Here is a 26,113-nt window from a genome sequence, read left to right as displayed (position 1 = left end):
AAAGGAAAAGGAATGGTTACATACCATTCCTGCGTATTATAAATATTATTCTACTTTTGCAGCTGTAGCAAGTTCACTGGCCAGTGTAATAAGATTTATATCATTTGCTTTTTGCACCTTATCATATAAAGCAAGGAAGTTCTCATCCTCAAAATTTACAAAAGCTCCTACCATCGTCCCGACAATCGTAGCAATCGTATCCGTATCATACCCGATGTTTACAGCATCAATGACAGCCTGTAAGGCGCTGTCTTTATTTAAGGCTGCAATACCAAAAGCACAAGGTACTGCTTCTGAAATATGAAGACCACTACCGACTATCTGTGATAATTTCAGCAGTTTATCTTCTTTACTACCAACTCCCTCAGCTATCTGTAGCGCTAACTTTATACGCTCTACAACGCTTGCTCCCGCGACTACTCTGGAAACACTTTTTGCTTTTGTTTCTCCACGTATTGCACCATAAACGCCGGCACTTATCGCCTCTTCAATAGTAGCTTTTTCTGCAAGTGATGCACTCGTTGCTGCAGCGATAGCGCAAGCACCGGAAATGGCAAGAGAATTATCATGCGTTACCTGTGCTATGACAATAGCATCATCAATAGCAGCTTCCAAATTTCCCGGATGTAGAATTCCTGCCGGCGCAATTTTCATTGCTGCTCCATTTGTTGCCTTAGACGCATAATCTACAGCTACAGCACCAGGAAGCGGCTTCATTTCCATACCGGGGTTTTTATACATTTCAATTGCACTTCTGGTTGTAGGCCCTGCGAAACGATTGAAATATTTAGGAATATCGGACCATTCCAGTATTGCTTTTATCACGATATCCTTTGTTATTCTCCCTTTATTGCTCAAAATTGCTTTTGATAACATATAAATTTGTGAGAAATCATCTGTAATCTCACCTGCCTCATTTCCTAAAGCAAAGGCAGTTTTACCCGGCTTTTGAAATGTTGTCACAGGAGCATTGAACATCTCACGAATCTGCCCGAAGGTTAGATTCTCAGTGGTAGCTCCCATTGCATCACCAATCGCTGACAACCCTAAAATACCTTCTATTTTCTTACTCAATTCCATTGATTTTTTCCTCTTTTCTTTTATTTTTTCGCAGTCATCTGTGCCTCGGGGTCCTTAACCCCAAATACGAATGTCAGTACCATACCACCGATAAAGGATATAGCCAAACCGACTATATATGCCCATAGAGTAGTTCCTGCAAATGCCGGAATCGTGGTAAGCCCTCCAAATACGAAAGCATTACCAACAACATGAAATAGTCCCATGAACGCACCACCAAGTGCTGCCCCCAGGCAGCCTGCGATTAGCGGTGTTTTGAATTTTACTCCAAGCCCGTAAATAGCCGGCTCAACAATACCGGATAGCATAACGGATGTAATTGCAGTCAGTGAAAAGTTTTTCAGCTTTTTATTTTTTGAACGAAGAAATATGGCAAATGCAGCACCAGCCATTCCAAAGTTAGCATTCGCACCATATGCGATGAATGGAGAGCATCCGTTCTTTGCGATATCAGGGATTATAACCATGGTATTCGGTGCCCAGTGCACTCCAAACATGATGAGGATATTCCAAATTCCGCCGATAACAGCACCAGTGATAACCTGATTGATGTTCGCCAGCCAGGTAACTGCCTGTGCAACTCCGATACTGATATAATTTCCAATAGGTCCTATCACGCCAGCAGTTATCGGCACCAGAACCATCAGCAGTACGGTTGGAATGATAATCATATGCAGACTATTAGGAATTTTCTTAATCATAAAATGTTCCATTTGTGACTGTAGCCAGGTCATGATAATTGCAGGAATAATCTGACTGGTATAATTAAATACTGGAATCGAGATACCAAGAAAATCAACACCATTGCCTCCATCTCCCTGTACCAATGCCAAGAAATCAGGCATAATAAGTGCCCCCATGACAGCCACAGCGATATACGGGCTCGTTTGAAACCGCTTTGCTGCAGTCATCGCCGTTAATAGCGGAAGAAAGTAGAAAACAGAGGTTGCAGTCAATGTCAGTATTAAATTTGTTGTACTGCTCGTTGACAGCCATCCTAGTTCGTTCGCCAATATGGTAAACCCTCTTAATAAACCTGATCCGGCTAGCAAAGGAAGCAATGGCGAGAATATACTGACTACTAAAGCAATGAATTCATTAAGCCATTCATGCTTTTTCGGACCTGCTTCTGCCTTTTCTACCAAATCATCCCGCTCTAAGTGTTCTGAATCCCACACCTTCATAAAAGCTTTATAAATATCCCCTACATTCATACCGATAATAATCTGCAACCCGGAATCCTTATTGACCAAGCCTGTAACACCATCAAGATGTTCTATAGCATCAGCGTCAACTAGACTTCTATCCTTTAATTGCGGACGTAATCTTGTTGCGCAATGCGTAACAGAGATAATATTCTCTTTCCCCCCCATAAGCTCCAGCAGTCTTGCTGCCAATACTTCAGATGATTCCATAAATTCACTCCTTCCATTCTACTGAATCACCATCACTCAGTAAGACGTTATAACGTCTTGTCCTTATATTCATAATAGCAGATGAATGAAAAGTTGTAAAGCATGAATTTAAAAAATGTAAGCGGTATAAAAAAACAGTACAATATCCGTTAATAGATATTGTACTGCTCCTTTAATAATTATTCGGTGAAGCCTCACTGGCTGATCCGTGTTCCTTCTCCGTCTTGATTTCAAAATGTATCATCAAGGACAGAAGTGCACGCAACAAAATGATGGCTCCCAGAATATAGATTTCCGAAAAGCTTCTGACGAGTACCGTCTTCAGTATTTCGGCACCCATTTTAAATTCCAAACCTAATGCCAGAGCATTCGCCAGTTCGATACGGATCGGATAATGTTTATGGGTGAACAGCGCTTTGATATAGTGATAAAACGCCTTCAGTGATCCGATGGTTATCACAACGATACCGATGATTTCCAAAATAGATACAATCTCCGGCAGCATGGATTCTATGAAATGTTCCAGCATATAGTTTCCTTTCTATGTAGGCTTACTCTGCGTATTTCGCAACGATTTCGCTGACTGGTCTGCTTTCTTCCACAGCCTTGATGACCTGTCCTAGAACAGGTCCTACAGACAATACCTTCATCTGTGGATACAATGCAGCCTTATCATCCTGCGGAATCGTATTGGTACATACGAACTCTTCCAGATTCGCAGCCTTCAAGCGATCGATGGCCGGTCCGGATAGAACACCGTGTACACAGGATGCATATACAGCAGTAGCGCCTTTGTCATACAGCATCTGGATACCGGCAGTCAGCGTACCTGCAGTATCCACAATATCGTCTACCACGATAGCAATTTTGCCATTTACATCCCCAATGATGTTCATAGCCTCTGCCACGTTTGGTTTTGGACGACGTTTATCAATGATTGCTAATGGAGCGTGAAGAATTTCCGCAAGTCTTCTCGCACGAGTAGTTCCGCCATGGTCCGGTGATACAACCACAACATCTTTCAGATTCAAGCTCTTGAAATATTGACCGATGATACAGATGGCAGAGATGTCATCTGCAGGAATGTCGAAGAAGCCCTGGATCTGCGTTGCATGCAGCTCCATGGTAATGACACGGTTTGCCCCTGCCCGCTCCAGCAGATCTGCAACCAGTTTGGAAGTGATCGGCTGTCTCGGTTTTGCCTTGCGGTCCTGACGTGCATATCCGAAATACGGCATAACGACAGAAATATGACCGGCACTGGCACGTTTGCAGGCATCAATGGCAATCAGTACCTCCATGATGTTGCTGGAGACAGGTGCACATGTGGATTGAACGATGTAAACGTTTTTCCCGCGCACGGACTCCCCTAATTCTACCATGATTTCCCCGTCGGAGAAGTGCTTAACATCACACTGACCCAAAGGTATCCCTAATTCTCCCACGATTTCATTTGCTAGCTCAACGCTTGAAGTTAACGCAAAAACTACTGTTTTGTTTTCCATTGTTCTACAATCCTGTTCCTTTCCTATTTGTTCTTGTAAGTTGTTCCGAATCCCTTTTTAATGGACTGTCGTGCTCTGGCAATTCCCATATCTCCGTCTTCTACAGAATCCGTGATCGTAGAGCCTGCCGCAAGCAGAGCATTCTCACCGATGGTCACAGGCGCAATCAGATTACAATTACTTCCAATAAAGGCGCCGTCATGTACCGTAGTGCGGAATTTGTGCTTACCGTCATAATTAACTGTAACCACACCGCAGCCGACATTGATTTTCTTACCAAAGTCAGAATCTCCGATATATGTCAGGTGGGCGCATTTGGAGCCATCACCAAAGTGAGAGTTTTTAAATTCCACAAAGTTTCCAATACGGCAGTCTTCGCAGATTTCTGTATTGTTTCTTAAATGAGACATCGGCCCCACCGTGGAACGGTTTCCTACACTGCTTTCAACGATCTTGCTGCTGTCAATCGATACATCATCCCCAATTACAGCATTCCGCAGGAACGAGTTCGGTAAAATCGTTGCATTCTTCCCAATGACAGTTTTCCCCTGAATGTGCACGTTGGGATAAATGACCGTATCCTCACCGATCACAGCATCCACATCAATGTACGTGTTATCCGGATCAATGATCGTTACCCCTGCACGCATGTGTGCTTCATTCACATGGCGCTTCATCCATGCATTTGCTTTCGCAAGATCCACACGGTCATTGACACCCATGGTTTCCTCAGGATCGTCCACAATCATAGCATTGACACGCAGACCTTTTTTATTAAAAATTTCCACAAGATCCGTCAGATAGTATTCCTGCTGTGCATTGCTGTTGGTGATTTCCTTCAGACCTTCAAACAGTGCCTTGTTATTGAAACAGAAAATTCCGGTGTTGATCTCTTTTACTTGTAACTCTTCTTCACTGCAATCCTTTGCTTCAACAATCTTCTCTACCATGCCCTGTGCATTCCGAATAATTCTGCCGTAGCGTTCTCCATCCGGCAGCACACTTGTCAGCACGGTACATGCAGTATCTCGGTTGCTTTCAAATGCTTTTTGAATCGTCTCCTTCTGAATGCAGGGTCCATCTCCGTTAATAACGATGGTATCTCCATCCAGACCTTCCAGAACACTTGCCTGCATGACGGCGTGTCCGGTTCCTAACTGAGGCTGTTGAATCGCATACTCTACAGAATCCTGCAGATATTCCTTTACACTTTCAGCACCATGTCCAACCACAACAACGATGCGTTCCACACCGCTTGCTTTCAGGGCAGCAATAATGTGTCCGATCATCGGCTTGTTTAAGACGGGATGCATCACTTTGTTCAAAGCTGACTTCATTCTTGTGCCTTTTCCGGCAGCTAAAACAATAGCAGATTTCATAAAAACATACCTCCGTTACTATTTTATCAAAAAGTGACAGTAAAAAAAAGGCTAAGTGCCTATTTCCTATACGTTTTATGGATGAATTGTAAGGTTTCACCGTGAATTTAGGAAAAAGTTTACGGTCATAACGCAGAATGGAAGAAGCAGCATAATTCTGCATGCTCCTACATAATGCAAAACCGGGTTCAGATGAACAGGAATGATGAAATATAGCGGAAATGATTACAATATGGCAATAGTTGTGCTATCATAACCGTGTTGATAGGAGGCTACCTTATGAACAGACAGATTCTGTTTTTTGATATAGATGGTACTTTGGTGGATAGTACCACACATATTGTTCCTGCATCCACCGCAGCAGCATTGCAACGACTGAAAAAAGCCGGACATATTTTATGCATTTCTACAGGACGCTCTCTGCAATCCGTAACAGACGGACACTTTGATGAGCTGGTTGATTGGGACATTTTTCTCTGCAACAACGGACAGGCTATTTATGACCATGAAAAAAAGCTTCTGCATATGACACCGATTCCAAGAGAAAGTGTCGAGGCCTGCATTCAGGCCGCTGAACAGCAGGAATCTCCGCTGCTAATTATGGGAAGGAAGCAGATCCTTACCCGCGAGCCAAATGAATACGTGATCACCTCTGCAGAATTTTTTAAGGAATCCATACCGGAGGTGGAAGCATACGATGGCAGTGATGTCATTATGATGATTGCCTATGGTCCTATGGGTTATACCTATGAAGAATATACGGCAATCCACAGTGTTGATGTTTTAATCGGGCAGTCAACCTATGCAGATGTTGTGCTGAAGGGCTTCAGCAAGGCGATTGGAATCCGCTATGTTCTTGATCATTTTCAGATGCAGGACTATCTTGCATTTGGTGATAGTCTAAACGATGTGGAAATGCTGCAGCACGCACGAATCGGAGTCGCTATGGGAAATGCCCATGAGGAAGCAAAGCGCTCTGCTAATTTTATTACAAAAGATGTAGCAGAGGATGGCATATATCATGCATTGCTGCAGCTGAAGCTGATTGATATGTAGGACCTGAAATCGAAGCAGTTGTAGTATCAAAGCTGTTTCAGCTTAACACCTTGAATTTTGATAAACAACATTGCACAAGTTTAACGCAGCATGATAAAAAGAAGAAGCTATGATTGTATTGGACAGACAACAACAGTTCGTTGAATGCTCCAGCAGGGAATCAGAACCACTTCTTTTTTGATAATAAGCACAATTTCGGTTACTCTGCTTAATCCTGTCGACAAGGGAAGAACAGCTCTACAACAAATTCCGTATCATCATTTTCATATAAAAAGCTGCCATTCATTCCCTTCATGATTTTATTGACACTTTTCAGTCCAATCTGGGTGCTCTCTTCTCGAGATGCATCCTTTTTCTTTCGATTCTTCAATCGAATCAGCACATTTCCCTTCTCTACCTGCAAAGAAACAGTCACGATATGCTTTTCCCCATATTTTCGGATATTGGAAAACACATTATCAAACACCCTCTGCAGCATTGCCTCCTCCCCCATGATTCTCCAGCTTCCTTTTTCAAACTTCGTCAAAACCTCGAATTTCTGCTCACGCAGCTCCTCACAATAAAACGCAAGCATATTCAATACAGCCTGCTCCTCGATTGGATGCAGCTGCAGCTCTTCGTCACGGGAAAACACAAGAAAGTGGTTGAACAGCTTGTCAGACATATCCTTGATTTGTTCTGCCTTCTGCCGGCTTTTGCGAATATAGTCATCCCTTGCATCATCACTCTTATAGATTTTCATTTGAAGAATATCCAGATAGCCAAGAAGAGAGGTCAGGGGTGTACGAAGATCATGGGACATGGCTGTAACCAGCTCCTGATTGGCATTGCGCGCCTCCTCCTCCTTCAGCATATTGTCATACAATGCGTTGCGCAGATGATTCAGCTGCCGTGCTAAATCTGTCAATTCATCATTTCCCTTGTATATAATCGTATGATGAAATTCTCCGGCTTCGATGAGCTGCATTTCCTCTTCGATACTGAGGACATATTTCATTTTACGATGCACAAACTGCATTATCAGCAAGAAAAAAAGCAGAATGGATACTACTGCCGCCACAACGAGAAAGCGTATCATAAACGAAAGACCGATAAAGGAATAGACAACAAGATAGGCTTCTCCATCATGAAATTTCAGCGTATATTCCTGATCGTCCGGCTCATATAGATTCAGCCAGAAGGACATGGTACCAACATATGCCTGATCCTCCATAGCACTGAATGACGTTTCACTCAGCGTATCCTCCTCATCGTACAGATACAGCGTTAAATCCTTGTATTTTCGCATTTCCCGTTTGATAGCTTTCCGATTTTTCTTTGAGATTTCCTTTTTCGTTATTGTATTCTGCAGGGTCTGAATCTGTTCGCTAGTTTCCTTCTGCACTGCCTTTTCACCGACAGCAAGATGAAATATGCGATACCGGTTAAAGAACAAAAAGCCAAACAGCGATGCGGACACGACTGCCGCCAGTACAACGATGCCGATAAATTTCAGACTGAGCTTGGAGATGTGTTTTTTTCTTGTTCCGACAGGGCTTTTTTTGTTAATCAAAACGGTACCCCTTTCCCCAGACGGTTTTTATATACATGGGATTCTGTGGATCGACTCCCAGCTTTTTGCGCAGATTCCGAATATGTACCATGATGGTATTGTTTGCGGAGTACATATACGGCCCCTTCCAGATTGCTTCGTACAGCTCCTGATTGGAGAAAATCTTTTTTGGATGCTCTGCCAGCAATAACAAAATCTGATATTCCATTTCTGTCAGGTTTACCGCTTCCTCCTTTTTTCTTACCTGATTACTATCCCGGCTGATGACCAGATCGTGCATAATGATCTGATCACCTTCCTGCGGTTCCTCTTTCCCCTTGTAAATACAGTATCTTCGCAGAAGTGCTTTCACACGGGCAATCAGTTCATTATAGGAAAACGGTTTTGCCAGATAATCATCTCCGCCGCTGGAGAAGCCGAGTGCCTTGTCCTGATCCAGGGTTTTAGCAGTCAAAAACAGAATCGGCGCATTGCTGACCTCACGAATTTGGCGGCATGCCTTAAACCCATCCATTTTCGGCATCATGACATCCAAAATTATCAAGTCCATATCCTTTGCCTTGGCAATCGCTATTTCTCCATCCTCTGCTTCCTCTACCTCATAGCCTTCATTTTCCAAAAGGACGGTAACTACCTCACGGATTTCCTGATTATCATCTACAATGAGAATTTTGCTGCCCATCGTCCACACCTCATTTCTTATCTCTTTCATTATATATCAAAATACAGGCTCCTACTACCTAATGTTCATTAAATCAGCGTTAAGACTTTTTAAGATTTCAAAACTGGATTTATCACAATAGTATGCCATAATGATTGTAGAAGGAGTGATGGTGTGGATAAGATCAGTGTCATTATACCCTGTCATAATCATGCACATACATTACGCAGGGTGTATACAGATGTTCTGCGAGAATTAAAGAAGCTGCCGGTTAGCTATGAAATTCTTTTTATTGATAACGCGTCAAGGGATGGAAGCACAAGCATACTGCGGTTGCTGTCACAGCAGGACTATGCATGCCATTACGTATCGTTGAATCGTCGTGTTACGCCGGTGGCTGCTATATTTCTGGGAGCACAGCTGTCAGATGGTGACCTCCTAATGCTCACCGATACCCGTCATCCCGCCTATCTCATACCGGAGCTGTATCAATCCCTCTATGGGAGGGCACAATGCTGCGGCGGTGACCTTATCACCGGTAACAGACATATGCGAAGGCAGCCCTTTTTCAAGCTCCTGCGCAGGGAATATGTCAGCGAGGCTTTACAGACAGGGGATATCTCTGCATTTCGCAAAATACTGCTACAGGATGATACCGGTACTGTATGGCTCCCTTATACAGAGCTGGAGCGCAGTCTGATCACCTGGCAGGATCGGCTGTATTCTCTTATGATAACATATGGAAACCGTGTCCTTACCTATATTGGACTGACCGTCTTTTTATTACTTAGCGGTGTTCCCTGCTTTCTTATATTTATGACTTTTCTGGACCTGCCATATGCTGCAATGCTATACATATCGGTTTTATTGAGCCTGCTGTTTCTGATTACCCGCTTAAGGCATCACCCCTATTTCTTTCGCCATGAACAGCTGCTTCTGTCAGATATCAGAGAAAGCACCCTGCCCAATCATCCCCTTCAAAAGCCGGATATATCAAAGCTGTAATCATATGAATTACATAATAAGGGTATCTCTACTTTTATAAAGGATCAATACAAAAAACCAATAAAATACATTATAACATCCTGTCGCAGAAATAATAGCCTTGCATTCTCTGCACAGGATTTTATGAGTAATATACGTCAGATAAGCAGGAAGCATATGATTCTTCCCATTATACGAACAGCATCAGGAAAGTTTCCCAGATAGCGATAACAAGACTTATCCTGAAAATATGAAGCACTGCTATTCCGTACAGAAATCGAAAGTATCGAAAGCATGCCACTGCTTCAAAAGTGTTATTTAATAAAAACGACACAGGCATACCAATACCGGTATTTCTGTGTCGTTTATATATCGAAAGCATATCATATTCCATTATCAGGCAAGCACAAAAGAAAGTTACTTCCTGTCGGGTTATATTCTAAAGCACCATTTACTGCTTTACGGCTGTGCAGCATACGAAATATCTTTCCTTATGAAACTGCTTCTCTGCCTGTAGCAACAACTCTTCATTCCTTGTTATCGCAAATACCGTACTGCCACTGCCACTCATCAGCACTGCTTCAAAGCCCATACTCTGCAGTTGGCTTTTGATGTCCGCAATTTCCGGAACCAGCTGAAATGCACTGTATTCCAGAGAATTGGATATGACACTTGAAAGCTGTGCAAGGTCTCCCTGCTGTAATATATGAATGACCTCGTTACAGTCCGGGTGATCGCATTGCTCAAAATCAAGCATAGAAAAGGCTTTGCCGGTAGGTACGCCCATCGCTGGCTTCACAAGTAGGATATGAAAATCGCAGGGCATGGCAAATGGTGTTATCCTTTCGCCAATCCCCTTTACCAATGCACAGGTTTCCATGATACAGAATGGTACATCTGCACCAACCTGCTTCCCCAGCTGTGCCAGATCTTCCAGTGATATATCCAGCTTCAGCAAATCACGGATTCCACGCATAACAGCAGCGGCATCTGCACTTCCTCCGGCAAGTCCTGCCTGTGCGGGAATATGCTTCTCCACATGCACATGAAAGCATTCCGATAGAGAAAAGGTCTTTCGCATCAGCTCTACAGCCTTAACGATTGTATTTGTTTCATCCATTCGCAGCTGCGCATCACTGCATGTATAGCAATCCTCATAGGACAGTGTTATGGTAAGCTCATCATGAAGCATGAGAGGAACCATAATCATTTCCAGCTCATGATACCCGTCTTCACGCCTGCACACGACATTCAGGCAGATGTTAATTTTCGCATGTGCTTTTACTTTCATTTCTATGTACCTCATATAATTTGATAAATTCCGCAAGGGTGACGCTTTCTGCCCGTCTTGTACAGTCTATACCGCTTTTTTCAAGCTCTGCACGAGCCTGCTGCTTATCCTGACAATATTCCCCGTAGTTGTTCAGTATGGTCTTTCTCCTCTGGCGAAAGCATGCCTTGACCAGTGGAAAAAAGCTTTCCTCCTCAATATCCTGCGGTGTATCCTTAAAGCGGAACTGCAAGACAGCACTGTCCACATTTGGCTTTGGCAGGAAAACATTTTTCGGAACCTTCATCACTGGAGCTACCTCACAGCGATACTGTGTGATAATGCTCAACGCATTATAATCCTTGGTATTTACTTCAGCGGCAAAGCGGTCTGCGACCTCCTTTTGCATCATGACGGTGATTGCCGCAACATCCGCTTTGGATTCAAAGATTTTAAATAGAATCGGTGTTGTGATATAGTATGGCAGATTGGCAGCAATGACAACATCATAGCCCTCTTCCCTGTACGTTCTGCACCATTCATTCAAATCGATTTCCAGAAAATCACGCATAACAAGCTCAAAATTTTCATATTCCTGCAGCGTATCTGCCAGAACAGCAGGGAGCCGCTCATCGATTTCAAAGGATACGACCTTTTTTGCATACTCACACAGATACTGTGTCAATGCACCGATACCGGGCCCTATTTCAAATACCACGCAGTGATCCGACAGAACGGCATGTCGTGCAATTTTATCAACAATACCAGATTCAATCAGAAAATTCTGTCCGTAATTTTTCTTCGCAAACATTCCATGTGTTTCCAGAATTTCCTTTGTTCTGGAAGGTGTCGCAATGGGTTTCTTCATAAGCTTATCCTTTCTAAAACAGCAGATAGAAGGTGGATACCAGCAATTCTATCAGCATATATACAATACCTGTTAAAAGCACTGCATACAACAGGTTTTTTATAATCCGAATCAGATTACTGTATTTTGTCGTGCTTTTGATATCAAACAGTAGCGGCAGTGCGAACAAAAGAAGTGTAAAGACGAAAAGAAGCGGCTTCCGCAATGCCTCCTCCTCCACACGCACACAATACAGCAAAGAAAACAAATAGAGTAAATTGCATGTCATTTTGAAGATTCTACGCTTCGTATACAGCTTCATATCCAGAAGCGGCAGAGGCTGATCAAGATTTTCATGATAGAAAATGACGCTTAGACCGTTTCGGCAAAGGACGTTCCATCCCTCCGCCAGAAAGATACTCTCATCAGCATCGTACTTCACATCGTAGAAGCATACCCGCACATGCCGCTTTGCTCCCTCAACAAAACGAAAATTCATCAAAGAGCCAAGCATGACATAGCGAAAGGAAGACAATTCCCATCCCTCCTGCAGGATTTCAGACACCCAGCTTTCCAGCTGTTCCTTGGGACGCAGGGCAAACGTTACCTTAACTAGCTCATTCATACGCCTGTCCAAGCAGCTTTTCCACATCTGTTTTATGCAGCTGCAGCATATTCAGCCGTTTGAAGAGTGTTTTGGCATTCGGCTTTCCCAGATGCAGGGAGCGGGCAATCTGCGCTCTTTTCCCGGCACTATCCTCTCTGCCGTTTAATCCCAGATCGAGGTAATCCTCATAGCTCAATGTATCCTGCAAATGTTCATCAAAGGTCATCAAATGTGTTAATGCCTCCAGAATATCTTCCTTGCAGGCATGCTCCACACCAACCTTTTTGCTTGTTTTCGCCTTTGCCTTATCAATAAAGGCATTTTTACAGCCGGGTATTGCCGCATTGATGCTGGAACGTATTTTTTCACCTGGAAAATCCGGATCTGTGAATATGATCACACCGCGTGTTTTCTGAGCAAGTCTGATCTGCCGCAGGATTTCTTTCCCCAAATGCGTACCGTTTGTTTCTATGGTATCACAGTCCAGAAAGCTTTTCAGTACATTTGTGTCGTTTTTTCCCTCAACCACAAGGATTTCTTTCATCTTCACAAGCATCAGCCTTTCCTCTATTACTATAGTACCATAATTATATCATGTTAAATACAGTGAATACCAGCTTAGCTTTATGTAAAAGCAAAAGGACATAGAAATACAGCTTCCATGTCCTGATGATTATAATGCACAGCTTCTGGCTCCGTTTTTACCACCCTCACGGATGATCTGCGCCTTTGCCTGCGTGTTTTTCACCGGTACGATAGCACCGGAGTTCTCACTGCCGATATACAGGTCGATATGATTTCCCTGAATAGCCCCGCCACGATCCAGTACGATGGCATAATAGGGCTGATCCGGCGTAATACCACTTCCGCTCAGACCGTGATCACTGATTTTCAGAATCGAGCAAAGCGGAATGCTTGGATCTGCAGCAACGATATAGTAATTACCATACCGAATGCCCGGCTGCCAGGAACCATCCGGCATCTGAACACCAAGGTTTAAATCCAGCGCCACCCCTAAGGAAGTACCGCCGCGGCCGCTTTCACCACCACACCCATAGCAGTCAACGCCATAGGTTGTGATTTTCGGACTAAATGCCTGTGAAGATTCCTTTTCCATCTTTTTCAGCCGTTCCTGCTCTTTTCTTTTTTTCTCCAGCTGTACTTGACGTTTTCGTTCCTTTACAACCTTATCTTTCATTTTTTTCGCATAGCCCTCGACATTAGATTTCATTAGCAGCACACCATGCTCATCCCTCATGCTGCGAAACATAGAGCCACCCTTTTGCATAGGACCATAGGCATGAAAAGCCATGGCAGCCATGCTGGTATCCTTTGTCTGAATCAGGCTGTTTGTATGAAGGGTATCCTGAGATACCGTATGTTTGTTATTCACAGTGTTCAGTGACTTCTGCGTTACAGAAGCACTGGAAGCACATCCATATAAAGCGAAAACACAGATGAATAAAGCGAATTTTATTCGTTTTGATTTCATTGATGTTCCTCCTTTTACGAAACAGACACTAGTCTAGCATACTTTTTTTGACTTGTCCAATATTTTTATTTTTTAACATGCATTTATGTTTATTTTCCCCTCTACATTGTATTTTATACATATGATTTTGTAGAGGTATTTATGCCAGACCCTTTAAATAAAGGTATCTATGAACTATACTATGTCAGAAATCTGATTTTTATGTGAAAATATATTTGTGATTATTATTTTAAATTTCACAAGTGATATTTGTTTTTTCATTTGTTTCAGTTTTCTGAAACCGCTGTCGCTCCCCTGTTTATCGCTTTTTCGCACGGTTTCTTCCACTTGTGAAGAAAACATGAAAAAAAGCCCGATTTCCGGGCAATTTTATTTCTATTCTTCGATTCCGTATTCCTTTTCCAGATAGTCATCATAGGTTGTTCGACGGTCAATGATACCGTCATCTCTGATTTCAATGATACGATTTGCGATTGTCTGAATGAACTGATGGTCATGACTTACAAAAATCAGTTCTCCCGGATATTTTATCAGAGCATTATTCAATGTCTGAATGGATTCCAAATCCAGATGGTTGATTGGATCATCCATCAACAACAGATTCCCTGCCTCCAGCATCGTCTTGGACAACATGCAGCGCGCCTTCTCTCCACCGGACAACACATTGACAGGCTTCAGCGGTTCTTCTCCGCTAAACAGCATTCTTCCAAGGAAACCGCGGATAAAGGACATATCGTCGATATCCGTATACTGGCTCAGCCACTCACAGATACTCTGCGTACCTTCAAAATAAGCACTGTTATCGTCCGGTATATAAGAAACCTTGATGGTCTGCCCCAGCTGAATGCTTCCGGCATCCGGTGTCAGCTCTTGTGCAATCAGCTTTAACAGCAGCGTGGTTTTCAGTGGATCGCCAATCAGCGCCACCTTATCCCCCTTCATCATGTTAAAGGAGATATTTGACAGTCTGCAATCTTCGACCTGTTTCTCTACATCCTCAATATACAATATAGAACGACCACTCTCCCGCTCCGGTTTAAATTCAATAAACGGATATTTTCGAGTAGAAGGCTGCAGATCATCCAGCGTTATCTTATCCAGAATTTTCTTTCGCGATGTTGCCTGTCTGGATTTGGAAGCATTGGCAGAGAAGCGGGCGATAAAGTCCTCCAGCTCTTTGATTTTCTCTTCCTTTTTGCTGTTGGCATCCTTCAGCTGACGGCTGATCAGCTGGCTGGATTCATACCAGAAATCATAATTTCCTGCAAAGAGCTTAATCTTACCATAATCCACATCGGCGATATGTGTACACACCTTATTTAAAAAGTGACGGTCATGGCTGACCACGATTACCGTATTTTCATAATTCATCAGGAAATGCTCCAGCCAGGAGCATGCCTTGATATCCAGATGGTTGGTAGGCTCATCCAGCAGCAGCGTATTCGGCTTTCCAAACAACGCCTGTGCCAGCAGCACCTTCACCTTATCGCTACCGGACAGCTCTTTCATAAATAGATCATGCAGGTCCACCGGGATTCCCAGACCGTTTAACAGCGTTGCCGCATTACTTTCCGCATTCCAGCCATCCATATCCGCAAAGGCTGCTTCCAGCTCACCGGCACGGATACCGTCTGCTTCACTGAAATCCTCCTTGCAGTAAATTTCATCCTTTTCCCGCTTTACCTCATACAGCTTTGTATTTCCCATCAATACCGTTTCCAGTACCGTGTACTCATCAAATGCAAAGTGATCCTGCTTCAGTGTAAATACCGTTTCATTCGGCTTGATGATGACAGAGCCGGTATCCGGCTTCAGCTCACCGCTAAGTACCTTCAGAAAGGTGGATTTTCCTGCACCATTTGCACCGATCAGACCATAACAGTTACCATCTGTGAATTTTAAGTTTACATTATCATACAGTGTTCGTGATCCAAAACGTACACTGATATTTTGTGTTTCTATCATTTTTCTACCTCCAGGTGTCAACAATTATGCATTATATCATACAAACAGTAAAATGTGCAGAAAACATATGGGAATATCACTTCCTTATATATATGAGAGTCTTTTTTCATTCTAATACGAAATGAGAAAGGACTGCAACCTAACTATTTTATCATTCTAGCTGTCACAGCCCTTTTTCATTTACACATACTACATGTATATAATTATCAAAATATATTATGTTTGATTCAATTTTATTCATTTATGCCTTTTTTCCTTATCCACTTCTTTATTGGATGTTTTTCATATAATATAACGAGGTAAACAATAAGTAAGGAAATACACATTACTGAATTTGAGCCTAAATTACTCAAAAACATGACAAACCATAAATCATCAAAGTATATGCTTACAGCAGGTAGTAGAAATTCAACAAGACCAATGAAGAGTGGAAGAATCTGAAAGCTATTTCTTAAAAGAAGTAAATATAATAGACACAAATAATATATTATATATGCACACGCCCAATATGTTAAGTATATATTCCATGTACTAGCTCCAGCAGATATATCAAAAAATTGATAATTTAACCAAATAATAGCAAAGCTAAGAAAGGGGATGAGAAGAACTATAAGATTATGAATCTTTTTCATAAATTATTCCTCCTTTTTGGCCAATCAGTAAATAGCATGAAACAGGACAAGAAAATAGTTCGCTTCTCATAGTCCCAAGTCCAACTCATCATAACCTTTAAAATGTGATTTCATGATACTTCACCTCTTTAGTTATAACTTAACATAGCTCATAATACATGTCAATTTAAAGTTAAATGGTAGATAGTCAAATTGTTTTGGTATGCCAAAAATAGCTAGTCCTCTTAAATGTAAGGAAAGAAGAACATACATCCTCATTATGGAAGATGGTGTTCATTGGAAAAAGGAAAGGGTTAACGGTAGATGAACTTTAGCGTTCCTATTGCATAAATTCCTTACGATGCAACCCGGTAACTGCCTATCTAAAACATATGAACAGCCATACGCTATTAAATCTAAAATGATATGCCCCAAGCTTTCAAGACGTTTTACAGGAATCCATTCTAGATTCAGGCATGGGAATAGTTTGTACTTTATGAATGATTCTATCATCTAATATCACAAATATATAAATTCCAAAGATAAAGCAGCAGCAAACTCCTATCACCTATAGGGTGATGAATTTACTGCTGCTATTTTGGTAAAATCGCAAAATCCGTTGACTTCATCTTTATAAAATCTTTATTTTATACATAAAAGTCTTTTCCTTTATTCATAAACAGATACTTATGAAAACAGCAGCTCCATAGATTCCTTACTGTTGATTTGAACAATTTTATAGAAGTATTCTTTCTGGTCCATATCCGCACGCTCCAGATCCTCTTCGATACAGCCATCCCGCAGATACAGCAGCCGACGGGAATAGCTCGCTATCATGGCATCATGCGTCACCATAAGAATTGTAACCTTCTCCTGTTCATTCAGCTCCTTTAGGATTGTAAGCAGTGTATGTGAGTTTTTGGAATCTAGACTTCCGGTTGGCTCATCTGCCACAATCAGCTTGGGATTGTTAATTAGAGCTCTAGCGACTGCACATCGCTGACACTGTCCTCCGGAGCATTCCACCGGATATTTATCCAGTACGTCCACAAGCTCCAGCCTCTCTGCAGTTTGCTGCACACGTTTTCCGATTTCCTCTTTCGACATATTTGACAAGGTAAGAGGCAATGCGATATTTTCCCTTAGCGTCAGAGTATCCATCAAATTAAAGGACTGAAAGATAAATCCGAGATTTTCATACCGGAATTTCCCCGTTTGAGATTCCAGCATACTGTAGACATCCACTCCATTGATTTTCACCTTTCCCTTTGTCGGCATATCGATAGTGGAAAGGTTATTGATCAGTGTTGACTTGCCGGAACCGCTGGGACCCATGATACATATAAAATCTCCCTCATGTACTTCCAGTGAAATACCGCGCAGTGCTTCAAATTCATTTTTTGTATGACGATTATAAATCTTCGTTATATTCTTAGCTTCCAATATAGTATGCATGCTCTGTTCTCCTATTCTTCCACATACGCTTCCATCATATCCTGACGAAAGATCAGTTTTCCATAAATGTGATACATCACTACTGCGGCAAGCAGCAGGAATCCGATATACAAGCCGTGCAGCTGTAGTACAAAGCTCCATGCCACATCCCCGCCTGCCGCAAACAACGATGTAATAACCAGTAAAGACGGCAGAGATAGCAGCAGTATGAAGCCGTAAAAGCCAATGATTTCCTGTCGGATAATCTTGCGGATATCCGTTTTCAAATATCCGATCGCTATCATATTCCGAAAAACCTGACGCTTACTCAACCCATCGGCTGAAAGCTTATAAACCAGACAAATACTAATTTGAAGCATCGATACAAGAAAGGCAATCATAACAACCATAAAGGTTGCTGTATCATTATAAAATTTGCAGAGATACAGAAATAACACTGCTGTGGATAGTAGAATAATCGTTACCAGAAGATTTCCGTTGACCATACTGTAGCGCAAATTTCCCAAAGAGATAAGATAATGGCGATTTTCCTGAAACAGCCGTTTTTTCAGCCAGCTCAATACATCCGGTAAGATATAACGAAATACATTTCCCGCACCAAATACGATGGCTAGACCCAAATATATCAGAAAAATTGCATTCATATAATGATAGTCAATCGAAAAAAGCAGATATATGGTCAGTGCATATACACACAGATATACGATTTTCATGAAGCCCTGCTTCTGCTTTCCAATCGGGTTCATCGATTGTCTGGCACGCAGCAGCTCATTCATGGAATCCATGCGGTAAACAAAGCCAGCATCAACAATGACCAGCCACACGGATACAATCAATAGGGTGGTGATACAGTATCCAAGTGCTGCGGAAGAAAAGACAAATACAGGTGCCTGAATATGCATTGAGAGATAGATTACATGATTCACCAGCGGAAACACACAGCAGCCGGCAAGTGCTCCAATCGGAGCCGCAGCTGCCATTATCATGAAGTTCTGTACAATAAGAAATTTAGCAATACGGATAATACTGCTGCCGCTGATCATCATTACACCAATATCATGTGTTTTTGACATCAAAAAGAATTTGTTTGAAAAAAAGACCGTCATGATGCATATGAAAATCATAAACAAAGACAGCATCATCGTAAAGATTCCCGAACCGATACCTCCATCAAATGCTGCAACAAGAGACATCCCGCCCTGAGACATTGCAGAGGCATCCTGTAAGGACTCACTTCCGTAATAGGGATTCGCGATGATTGCGAAAAACATCGTGATTACCAGAGAAGCGGAGAACATCGAGAATGCGAAAAAGAACGCATCTGCAGGCTTTCGCCTAAGATTCGTATAAGAAAAACGAAGTAATTCCATATACTCTCCTCCATAGTTTTTTAACATCTAGCCATTGTAAACGTTAACACAGAAAAGTTTGCTTTGCAAGGTGCAATGAGGATGATATCATACTCTTTTCTCTATTTTCTTTCATGCTGCAGCAACATGATTTACAAAATTCTGCAGGCATGGAATTTATATGACAAGCTTTGACAACAACCGCTGAATACCGGTTAAAGGATATGAAATAGTCATCTTTCATACCATACAACTTGCTATAAAAACAGCAAGAGTTCTCACTTTCAGCTTTGATGCAGCGGCTTCAAAAATGGCGGTTCCTCATCCTATAGAGTCAGGCTGTACTTCGCTACATGCATTTTTCTGTAAGCAATATAAAGCTTCGGGTTTTGATTCTTATACAATCCCTATAAATGAATAAGCGGTTAGAAAGATAAAGGTGCCGAATAAAAATTTTACTGTTATGATAAATGTCTAACAGTAGGGAGGAGTCGAATTTGGATAAAAAAAGGGAAGATGATAAGCCTAAGACTGCCTCATCTTCCTTTTCATACTTATAATAAAATTTCATTGTTCTCATTTTTCGTATATTATACCTGATTCCTAAGACGAATAAGCCACCGAATTTTCATCGGTTTGTTTTTTCTCATAGACAGCAGGATTTCCCCATGTCCACGTACCTTCTTGTGCACCGATTTCAAAGTGCAGCATGGCGATTCCCAAATCCACCATTTCAAAGGAATCCGTATGGGCAACCTCAGCATAAACACGATTCTGTTCCTGACGGAAACGCACCGGCTGTTTAAACAGAGCTGAGGGTGCCAGCTGCACTGCCTCCATTCCATTTTTCATCCAATCCGGACTGTGCGCTGTAATATCTGACATTTCCTCTACGGTTTTCCCTCTGCGCCGTGATGCATGCGAAATTAGCTGTTCCTTTAAGGTTTTTTTATGTGCGGTATAGCCGATCGCAATCACGCAGTACAGCTTCTCCCCTTCCTTTACATAGGGCTTCAAAGCAGCTTTTGCAAAGGTTCCGCCAACCCAGCAGGTTCCCAGATTGCGCGCTACCGCCTCCAGAATCAGCCGTTCACCGAAATATCCCAGCTTCTCCTGCATGTATACATCACGGGAATTGCCCATCATCATAATGAAATTCTCAACATTGTGGAACATTCCATAGCTATTGCGAAATCCCTTAAAGATTTCCGGGTGTCCACATACCAGCTTCATATGCAATCCGTGCTTCTGGTTATACATATGAATGCGTTCCTTCAGAAAGGCTGCATCCTCATCCCGCAATTTCTCTCGCAGATAGCTTCTTCGGGAATGTCTTTTGTACATCGCTTCCTTCAACATCTCAGTTCCCCCTATTCCTGGCTTCAAACCGCAGCTCATGACGAAATTTCAACGGCAGATCATATAGAATTTCCTGATTCACAATAGCATAACAATCCTGATCGGCATACTTTTGAGGTGCATGTGCATCCAGACCATACACAATATCCACATCATAGGTGCAGGCAATTTCCCAGAAGCTGCGATATGGATAGGTATACCGAAATTCCTCGCCCAGCTTGCGTTTACCATAGCGCAGTCCGTTCAGATTGACCTCCAGAATAACCCCGTGCTTTTGCGCACTAGCACAAATTCTATGGGCAGCCTCACTACAGGCCTCTGTCCAGACTTCCTTTCCGAACATAAACAGATCGGGATGTGCAATGATGTCCGGTAATCCCTTCTCACAGGCTTTTTCAATCAAGGAAGCATAGTGCAGTACATCCGCATCCCTATGATTATCATAAAACTCAGGCGCATACAACGCAGGTCCATGCTGACCGAGAATGAGGTAGTCCATCTCTTTCTTATATTGCATAAGCTCTTCCAGCTGTTCCTCAAAATATTCGATTTCCATCCCCAGACGGATTTCGATTTGATCCTGATAGGCATGCTGAAGCTCTCTGACACTGTGAATATAATCGAAAAGCTCTTCCACCCGCATACGCTCTCCCGGTGCATCGCCATTGCGATACGGCGCATGGTCACTAAAGCCCATATAGCGATATCCGTTTCTTATCGCTTCCTTTACATACGCTTCATCACTGCCTACAGCATGTCCGCAGCGCTCTGTATGACTGTGATAATTGAAATTCTGCATTTCATCAGCCTCCTTCCATAAGCTTTCTATTATATATAAGGAAAGCTATAGCTCTTCCTCATAGGTGAACCCAAGTCCCTGTACCTCATTCGCTTCCATCACGATAACAAATGCCTCCGGATCGATATGCGATACAAGATGCTCCAGCTCCGGCAGCTGCTTTTTGGTTACGACTGCCATTATGACCGGTCGTTTTTCAGAAGAATATCCTCCGGTCGCTTCCAGAATCGTTGTCCCACGCTCCAATACCTCATGAATTCGATCCATGATTTCCTTATGCTTATTGGATACGATCATCACATTACGTGCGTCGTGTCCGCCTATCATCATGGTTTTGTTGATCATGTAGCTGCTTACCCAGACAGACAGTATCCCTGTCAACGCAGCCTGCAAACCATATACAGCAGCACCTAGCAGTACAGTAAGAGCATCCACAACCAATACAAGTGTCGGCAGTGGTATATGGGTATACTTATTGATAATCAGTGGCGGTATATCCATACCACCTGTGCTTGCTCCTGTACGAAATACACACCCGACACCAATCCCCATCAATGCGCCGCCGTAAATGGTGGCTAAGTATTTATCCATGATAAAGGTATCCGGGGCAATTACATGTTTTGCCAGGTAGGACAGCAGGGTAAGCAGCAGTGGATAACAGATTGTACTCAGAATGGTTTTTGCCGCAAACTTTTTCCCCAGAACAAGCGAGCCTGCAAGAAACAGTACAACAGTCAATACATTGATAACCAGCTCAGGATTCAAATGAATCAGTGGCTCCAGTGCGATCGCTACACCTGCCAGACCTCCTGTCAGTACATCATTGGGCAAGATAAACCAGGCAACCCCCATGGCCAGAGCAATATTACCCGCAAGAATCCATAACGTATCCTGCACCAATTCTTTATTGCTTAATTTCATAAGTATCCCTTCTCTCTTTCATGCTCTTTCATTATAGCATTTTTTTCGCACTCTTTTTACGCAGAGGATAAAAACTCTTCTCTATTCTGTGAACTTTTTACATGGCTATACAAAAAAACAGGTATGTGTCGGATACCTGCTGCATTCATATACAACGCTTATAAAGAAGTTGTATCTTTTTGTAAGCTTTGAAATGGTAAAGTCTGTTGAGAAACTGCCCTTTCAGGCAAGCAGCTGCTTTTTCCGATACATATATACATATAGTATCAGAACAGCCGCAAAATTTACAAGCACAACAGCAAATGACTGCGCAGATAGAACGATCGTAGCGCCGTTGTTGATCTGCTCATAAATTTGTTGAGAATATAGAAATTTTCCCACATTCCGTATGGAGGCATTAAACATTGACAGCATAGGAATAAAGGAAGTGATCAGCATAGCAGGAACGGACAGACCACTGGCAGCGGTTTGATTATCACTCACCACGCCAATCAATGCACCAATGATGGAAGAAATCAGGATTCCACAGGCATTCAGCAGCAGAAACATCATCAGCTCCTGCATGGAAAATTTCCCCAGCAATCCCATAAACAGCACACCTGCCATACATAATACAAACACATACACTCCAATGCCCAGCAGATATTCCATTGGCTTCACATTGGACATCATCAGCATACGTAAAGAGCCCTTCTCCTTTTCCTCACTGATGACTGCGGATAGGATGAGAATAGGTGCCATGCATACATACATGACAGCAAACAAATTTACAAAATATCTCTGCGGCAGCTGGAATTCCCCGGCAGACAGTGTCAAAACGGCTGCAATCGCCGGAAACATAACAAACTGTACAAGCGTAGGCTTATTACGCAGCGTATCCTTCAGTTGTTTACGAAGGATGGCATATACATGATACAGCTTCATATCAGACCAGCTCCTTTCCTGTAAGCTCAATGAATACCGATTCCAAGGTCGGCTCCATGGAATGAATTGTTTTCACCTGTCCGGCTTGAATCAGTTTGACTATTTGATCCATATCCTGCTTTAAATCCCGTATTATACCGGTTCCCTTTGTTGTCAGAATTCTGACCTGATTGCTCGTATTATATTTGCAGCAAATTGCTTCCGGTGTATCACATTCTATGATGCAGCCTTCATTTAACAAAGCCACGCGATCACAAAGCCGTGTAGCTTCCTCCATATCGTGAGTAGTCAGAAATATTGTGACCCCCTTTTCCCTTAATTCAAACAGCAGCTCATGTATATTCGCTGTTGTGGCAGGGTCAAGACCGGACGTTGGCTCATCTAGAAACAGAAGCTTCGGCTGATGAAGCAAAGCCCTTGCAAAGGCGAGCCGCTGCTTCATCCCCTTAGAGAGCTTGTTTACCGGTGTTTGTGCACTTTCATACAGGGAAACACGGCGTAGTGCAGGCTCGATAACATCTACAGGAAGCTGATACAATCTTCGATAAATATCCAGATTATCCACACAGGAAAGTCGGTCATACAGACCAGTTTCATCCAGCATCATGCCAATTTGCGCATACGCTTCATCCCTGAGCTTCTCACAATCATATCCAAAAACACTAGAGCTTCCACCATCCTTTTTCAGCAGACCGATCAAAATACGAATCAGGGTTGTTTTCCCGGAACCCGATGGTCCCAGCAAACCGAAAATTTCCGGCTTGGAAATTGAAAAGCTGATATCCCTGAGAACCTCTTTCTCTTTAAATTTCTTTTGTATATGCTCTGCTTCCAGTATCATTATTTTTCTCTCTCCTTTTTTGCCTTATATGCATCCAGCAGCTTTTGATATTCTTTGTCCTTCCTATGCGTGGCGTATACACTGAGTGATGTCGCTGCCATAAAGCTGATCAAAAAACAAAGAACGAAGCCGATCCATGCCTCATGATCATTCACTGGAAACCAGCGACATACATATATGAAGGGCAGCATGAATGCCATACAAATTGCGATTCGCAGTATGATTTTATAAGTCAGGCGCAGATCGGGAAGTATACGAGGCTGATCAAGAATCAAATTGCAAAACGCAAGTATGACAGTAAGTGCCAGCAGCTGCAAAATCGCAGTGAAGGAAACTCCGCCATGTACATAAAAGCTGGATTCTCCCACAATCACATCCCCAAGCAGCATTCCGGAAATCGTTATGACGCTCACCGCTATAAAAAAAGAGGCTGTTACATGACTGAAAAATTTAACTAGATTTTTATACATACCGCTATTCCCCTTTCAGCTTCTGCTTGAATGCCTTCCCATAGGTTCTTGTGACCATGTGTTGATATCCGTTATCAAGATACACCTTGATTCTGGATCCCAAATCCGTACGCATGCTTGTTATGTGTGTAATATTGATAATTGTCGCTTTATTGATTCGGATGAAATCATCATTCAGCTGTTCCTCAATCTGATAGAGCCACAGCGGTGATTCATAGCAGCCCTGTGCAGTGTATACAATCGTGCACTTGTCCACGGATGCGATAAAGCATACATCCTCCACACACAGCAGATATTCTTTATCTCTCTGATATCCGATCAGCTTCTGATGCATCGCTGCCAGTAAGCGGAATGCTTTCTGCTTTTCCTCTTCTGAATCAAACCGTATACGGACATCCAGCTGTTGTGAATCCTTGCCCTCAATGATTTTCATACCGTATCCTCCTGTCCTTATTATATTGGCACATCTGCATAAAAGCCATAGTTTTGAACCAAGTTGCAGGAATCTGTAACTCACCTGCAAGAAAAAAACATCAATCGTGCGTTTCCATTGATGTTTATATGATATCTATTGAAAAATTTCCTGAAATAAAGAGCGTGGCTGAACCTCCGGTACACACACACTTTCTGTTCGCAGCGTACCGGTTATAGTATCGCCTTTCCCATCCCCCTCCGTTATCACCAGCTGATTGTGCTTCCAGTCAGCCTGAAGATCCTTTCGGTAAGCGAACAATTCCTTATTATGTAGCACCATCAGGATATAGGATTCCTTATGTACGCCGCTGACCAGTTCAGAATAGATTTTCTGTATGTTCTGTTTCAGCTCATAGGTCTGCTTCGTATTGCTGTCATAGCGTATCTCATAATCAATCTCTGCTCTGGCATTCCCGTGAATCATAGCAGATGCCATAAGAAACCACAGACAGCCGATAATTGCATAACGTTTCATTTCTTCACCTCATAGCTGCAGTATGGGCATCTATTGCAGGATTATACCTGTTTCTGTATAAAGCCAGGAAAGCTATGTTATCGCCTCATCTTTTTCAGTTGGATACATTAAGATTGAAGTAATCAATATAGCAGCACTGTAAAATTCAAGCTGAAAATCATTTTAGGAAGCAAAAAATCAATAAATCGTGGATTATTTAGGAATTTCATACTTTTTTAACGTATAGAAGTATGTAAGTGATGATGAACTTACAGAAGGAGGTTTTCGTCATGGAACATACGAAAGCAAATAATGTATTGAATTTCTGCAATGATTTATTCTTCAAGTACACTCTTCCCGTGAGGATGCAAATTCCGTGTATGCGCGCAACACCATCATGCAACGTGTTACGGAATCAAGGTAAAGGAAAGTGAAGGTATGATGGAAGGAGAGAGACAGCTCTTACATAAACTCATGGAAACCAAATATCAGGAAGACTGCACAGCGTGGCCGCAGTCATTAACCGAGGCCCAACTGCATATCGTATCCTCTTTGATATTGAAGTGTGATACTCTGGAGGCTGTTAAATAAGGCTGACACGATGTAAGCAATCATATATGAGCAACGCCTTTCAACAGATCTA

27 protein-coding genes are annotated in these 26,113 nt (G+C 42.4%); 3 read left to right on the top strand and 24 right to left on the bottom strand.

From position 1 onward, the window contains the following. Nucleotides 1-45: 45 nt before the first annotated feature. The 5 genes from NE665_RS09415 to glmU all read right to left on the bottom strand — a co-directional run bounded on the left by NE665_RS09415 (nt 46) and on the right by glmU (nt 5,379). Nucleotides 46-1,080: an ADP-ribosylglycohydrolase family protein gene (locus NE665_RS09415; protein WP_117441875.1), complete on the bottom strand. Its 1,035-nt coding sequence runs from the start codon at nt 1,078-1,080 to the stop codon at nt 46-48. Nucleotides 1,081-1,100: 20 nt separating this feature from the next. Beyond that, on the bottom strand, nt 1,101-2,495 hold the full coding sequence (locus NE665_RS09410; protein ID WP_117441876.1) for a PTS transporter subunit EIIC: 1,395 nt from the start codon (nt 2,493-2,495) through the stop codon (nt 1,101-1,103). 172 nt (nt 2,496-2,667) lie between these two features. Next, nucleotides 2,668-3,024: a DUF1622 domain-containing protein gene (locus tag NE665_RS09405; RefSeq protein ID WP_117441877.1), complete on the bottom strand. Its 357-nt coding sequence runs from the start codon at nt 3,022-3,024 to the stop codon at nt 2,668-2,670. A gap of 22 nt (nt 3,025-3,046) precedes the next feature. Then, nucleotides 3,047-4,000, bottom strand: coding sequence for a ribose-phosphate pyrophosphokinase (locus NE665_RS09400; protein ID WP_002606808.1), 954 nt, complete (start codon nt 3,998-4,000; stop codon nt 3,047-3,049). Between the two features lie 23 nt (nt 4,001-4,023). Next, nucleotides 4,024-5,379 carry a bifunctional UDP-N-acetylglucosamine diphosphorylase/glucosamine-1-phosphate N-acetyltransferase GlmU gene (gene glmU / locus NE665_RS09395; RefSeq protein ID WP_117441878.1) on the bottom strand — a complete coding sequence of 452 codons (1,356 nt, stop codon included), beginning with the start codon at nt 5,377-5,379 and terminating at the stop codon, nt 4,024-4,026. Between the two features lie 279 nt (nt 5,380-5,658). Between glmU and NE665_RS09390 the strand changes: the two genes are divergently transcribed. Continuing rightward, on the top strand, nt 5,659-6,435 hold the full coding sequence (locus NE665_RS09390) for an HAD family hydrolase (RefSeq protein ID WP_117441879.1): 777 nt from the start codon (nt 5,659-5,661) through the stop codon (nt 6,433-6,435). A gap of 208 nt (nt 6,436-6,643) precedes the next feature. Here the strand turns inward: NE665_RS09390 and NE665_RS09385 are convergent, their stop codons facing one another. Further along, nucleotides 6,644-7,987, bottom strand: a complete 1,344-nt coding sequence (locus tag NE665_RS09385) for a HAMP domain-containing sensor histidine kinase (RefSeq protein ID WP_118654507.1) — start codon at nt 7,985-7,987, stop codon at nt 6,644-6,646. Continuing rightward, the gene (locus NE665_RS09380) at nt 7,980-8,669 is read right to left on the bottom strand and encodes a response regulator transcription factor (RefSeq protein ID WP_117441881.1); all 690 of its coding nucleotides are present in this window, start codon (nt 8,667-8,669) and stop codon (nt 7,980-7,982) included. Before NE665_RS09380 ends, NE665_RS09385 begins: the two co-directional genes overlap by 8 nt. 153 nt (nt 8,670-8,822) lie before the next feature. On the opposite strand from NE665_RS09380, the gene NE665_RS09375 reads away from it, so the two are divergent. Next, nucleotides 8,823-9,653 (top strand): glycosyltransferase, encoded by an 831-nt coding sequence (locus NE665_RS09375; protein ID WP_117441882.1) that lies wholly within the window; start codon nt 8,823-8,825, stop codon nt 9,651-9,653. Between the two features lie 430 nt (nt 9,654-10,083). Here the strand turns inward: NE665_RS09375 and ispE are convergent, their stop codons facing one another. From ispE to NE665_RS09290, 17 genes are all read right to left on the bottom strand, one after another. Continuing rightward, the gene (gene ispE, locus NE665_RS09370) at nt 10,084-10,923 is read right to left on the bottom strand and encodes a 4-(cytidine 5'-diphospho)-2-C-methyl-D-erythritol kinase (RefSeq protein ID WP_117441883.1); all 840 of its coding nucleotides are present in this window, start codon (nt 10,921-10,923) and stop codon (nt 10,084-10,086) included. After that, nucleotides 10,895-11,770, bottom strand: a complete 876-nt coding sequence (rsmA, locus tag NE665_RS09365) for a 16S rRNA (adenine(1518)-N(6)/adenine(1519)-N(6))-dimethyltransferase RsmA (RefSeq protein ID WP_117441884.1) — start codon at nt 11,768-11,770, stop codon at nt 10,895-10,897. The genes ispE and rsmA overlap by 29 nt, the downstream gene beginning before the upstream one ends. A 13-nt stretch (nt 11,771-11,783) precedes the next feature. Then, entirely contained in the window at nt 11,784-12,374 is a 591-nt protein-coding gene (locus NE665_RS09360) for a DUF2812 domain-containing protein (protein ID WP_117441885.1), read from the bottom strand. Continuing rightward, complete coding sequence (rnmV, locus tag NE665_RS09355) at nt 12,367-12,912, bottom strand: ribonuclease M5 (protein ID WP_117441886.1); 546 nt, start codon at nt 12,910-12,912, stop codon at nt 12,367-12,369. Before rnmV ends, NE665_RS09360 begins: the two co-directional genes overlap by 8 nt. A gap of 117 nt (nt 12,913-13,029) precedes the next feature. Continuing rightward, nucleotides 13,030-13,848 carry a 3D domain-containing protein gene (locus NE665_RS09350; RefSeq protein WP_117441887.1) on the bottom strand — a complete coding sequence of 273 codons (819 nt, stop codon included), beginning with the start codon at nt 13,846-13,848 and terminating at the stop codon, nt 13,030-13,032. A gap of 375 nt (nt 13,849-14,223) precedes the next feature. Next, nucleotides 14,224-15,813: an ATP-binding cassette domain-containing protein gene (locus tag NE665_RS09345; RefSeq protein WP_117441888.1), complete on the bottom strand. Its 1,590-nt coding sequence runs from the start codon at nt 15,811-15,813 to the stop codon at nt 14,224-14,226. A gap of 233 nt (nt 15,814-16,046) precedes the next feature. Then, entirely contained in the window at nt 16,047-16,445 is a 399-nt protein-coding gene (locus tag NE665_RS09340) for a hypothetical protein (RefSeq protein WP_117441889.1), read from the bottom strand. 666 nt (nt 16,446-17,111) lie between these two features. Continuing rightward, nucleotides 17,112-17,879 carry an ABC transporter ATP-binding protein gene (locus NE665_RS09335; protein WP_117441890.1) on the bottom strand — a complete coding sequence of 256 codons (768 nt, stop codon included), beginning with the start codon at nt 17,877-17,879 and terminating at the stop codon, nt 17,112-17,114. A gap of 11 nt (nt 17,880-17,890) precedes the next feature. After that, nucleotides 17,891-19,249, bottom strand: coding sequence for an FtsX-like permease family protein (locus NE665_RS09330; RefSeq protein WP_117441891.1), 1,359 nt, complete (start codon nt 19,247-19,249; stop codon nt 17,891-17,893). A gap of 582 nt (nt 19,250-19,831) precedes the next feature. Continuing rightward, nucleotides 19,832-20,587, bottom strand: coding sequence for a nitroreductase family protein (locus NE665_RS09325; RefSeq protein ID WP_117441892.1), 756 nt, complete (start codon nt 20,585-20,587; stop codon nt 19,832-19,834). Nucleotide 20,588: 1 nt separating this feature from the next. Beyond that, on the bottom strand, nt 20,589-21,386 hold the full coding sequence (locus tag NE665_RS09320; protein ID WP_117441893.1) for a histidinol-phosphatase: 798 nt from the start codon (nt 21,384-21,386) through the stop codon (nt 20,589-20,591). 45 nt (nt 21,387-21,431) lie between these two features. Next, nucleotides 21,432-22,307 carry a YitT family protein gene (locus NE665_RS09315; RefSeq protein WP_117441894.1) on the bottom strand — a complete coding sequence of 292 codons (876 nt, stop codon included), beginning with the start codon at nt 22,305-22,307 and terminating at the stop codon, nt 21,432-21,434. 222 nt (nt 22,308-22,529) lie between these two features. After that, complete coding sequence (locus tag NE665_RS09310; RefSeq protein ID WP_178759909.1) at nt 22,530-23,231, bottom strand: ABC transporter permease; 702 nt, start codon at nt 23,229-23,231, stop codon at nt 22,530-22,532. A gap of 1 nt (nt 23,232) precedes the next feature. Next, nucleotides 23,233-24,072 (bottom strand): ABC transporter ATP-binding protein, encoded by an 840-nt coding sequence (locus NE665_RS09305; protein ID WP_233104696.1) that lies wholly within the window; start codon nt 24,070-24,072, stop codon nt 23,233-23,235. Next, a complete protein-coding gene (locus tag NE665_RS09300; RefSeq protein ID WP_117441897.1) occupies nt 24,072-24,542 on the bottom strand; it encodes a DUF3021 family protein in 471 nt (156 codons plus the stop codon). Before NE665_RS09300 ends, NE665_RS09305 begins: the two co-directional genes overlap by 1 nt. Before the next feature lie 4 nt (nt 24,543-24,546). Continuing rightward, on the bottom strand, nt 24,547-24,975 hold the full coding sequence (locus NE665_RS09295; RefSeq protein WP_117441898.1) for a LytTR family DNA-binding domain-containing protein: 429 nt from the start codon (nt 24,973-24,975) through the stop codon (nt 24,547-24,549). A 135-nt stretch (nt 24,976-25,110) separates the two neighbouring features. Then, on the bottom strand, nt 25,111-25,491 hold the full coding sequence (locus tag NE665_RS09290; RefSeq protein ID WP_117441899.1) for a multidrug transporter: 381 nt from the start codon (nt 25,489-25,491) through the stop codon (nt 25,111-25,113). 417 nt (nt 25,492-25,908) lie between these two features. Here NE665_RS09290 and NE665_RS09285 point away from each other — a divergent pair, with 417 nt between their 5' ends. Continuing rightward, nucleotides 25,909-26,061, top strand: a complete 153-nt coding sequence (locus NE665_RS09285) for a hypothetical protein (RefSeq protein ID WP_178759908.1) — start codon at nt 25,909-25,911, stop codon at nt 26,059-26,061. Nucleotides 26,062-26,113 lie beyond the last annotated feature (52 nt).

Source organism: Clostridium sp. DFI.1.208 (genome assembly GCF_024463855.1).
Taxonomy (GTDB): domain Bacteria; phylum Bacillota_I; class Bacilli_A; order Erysipelotrichales; family Erysipelotrichaceae; genus Clostridium_AQ.
Note: the sequence above shows the minus strand (reverse complement) of the source record. Positions and strands in the feature narration are given on the sequence as shown.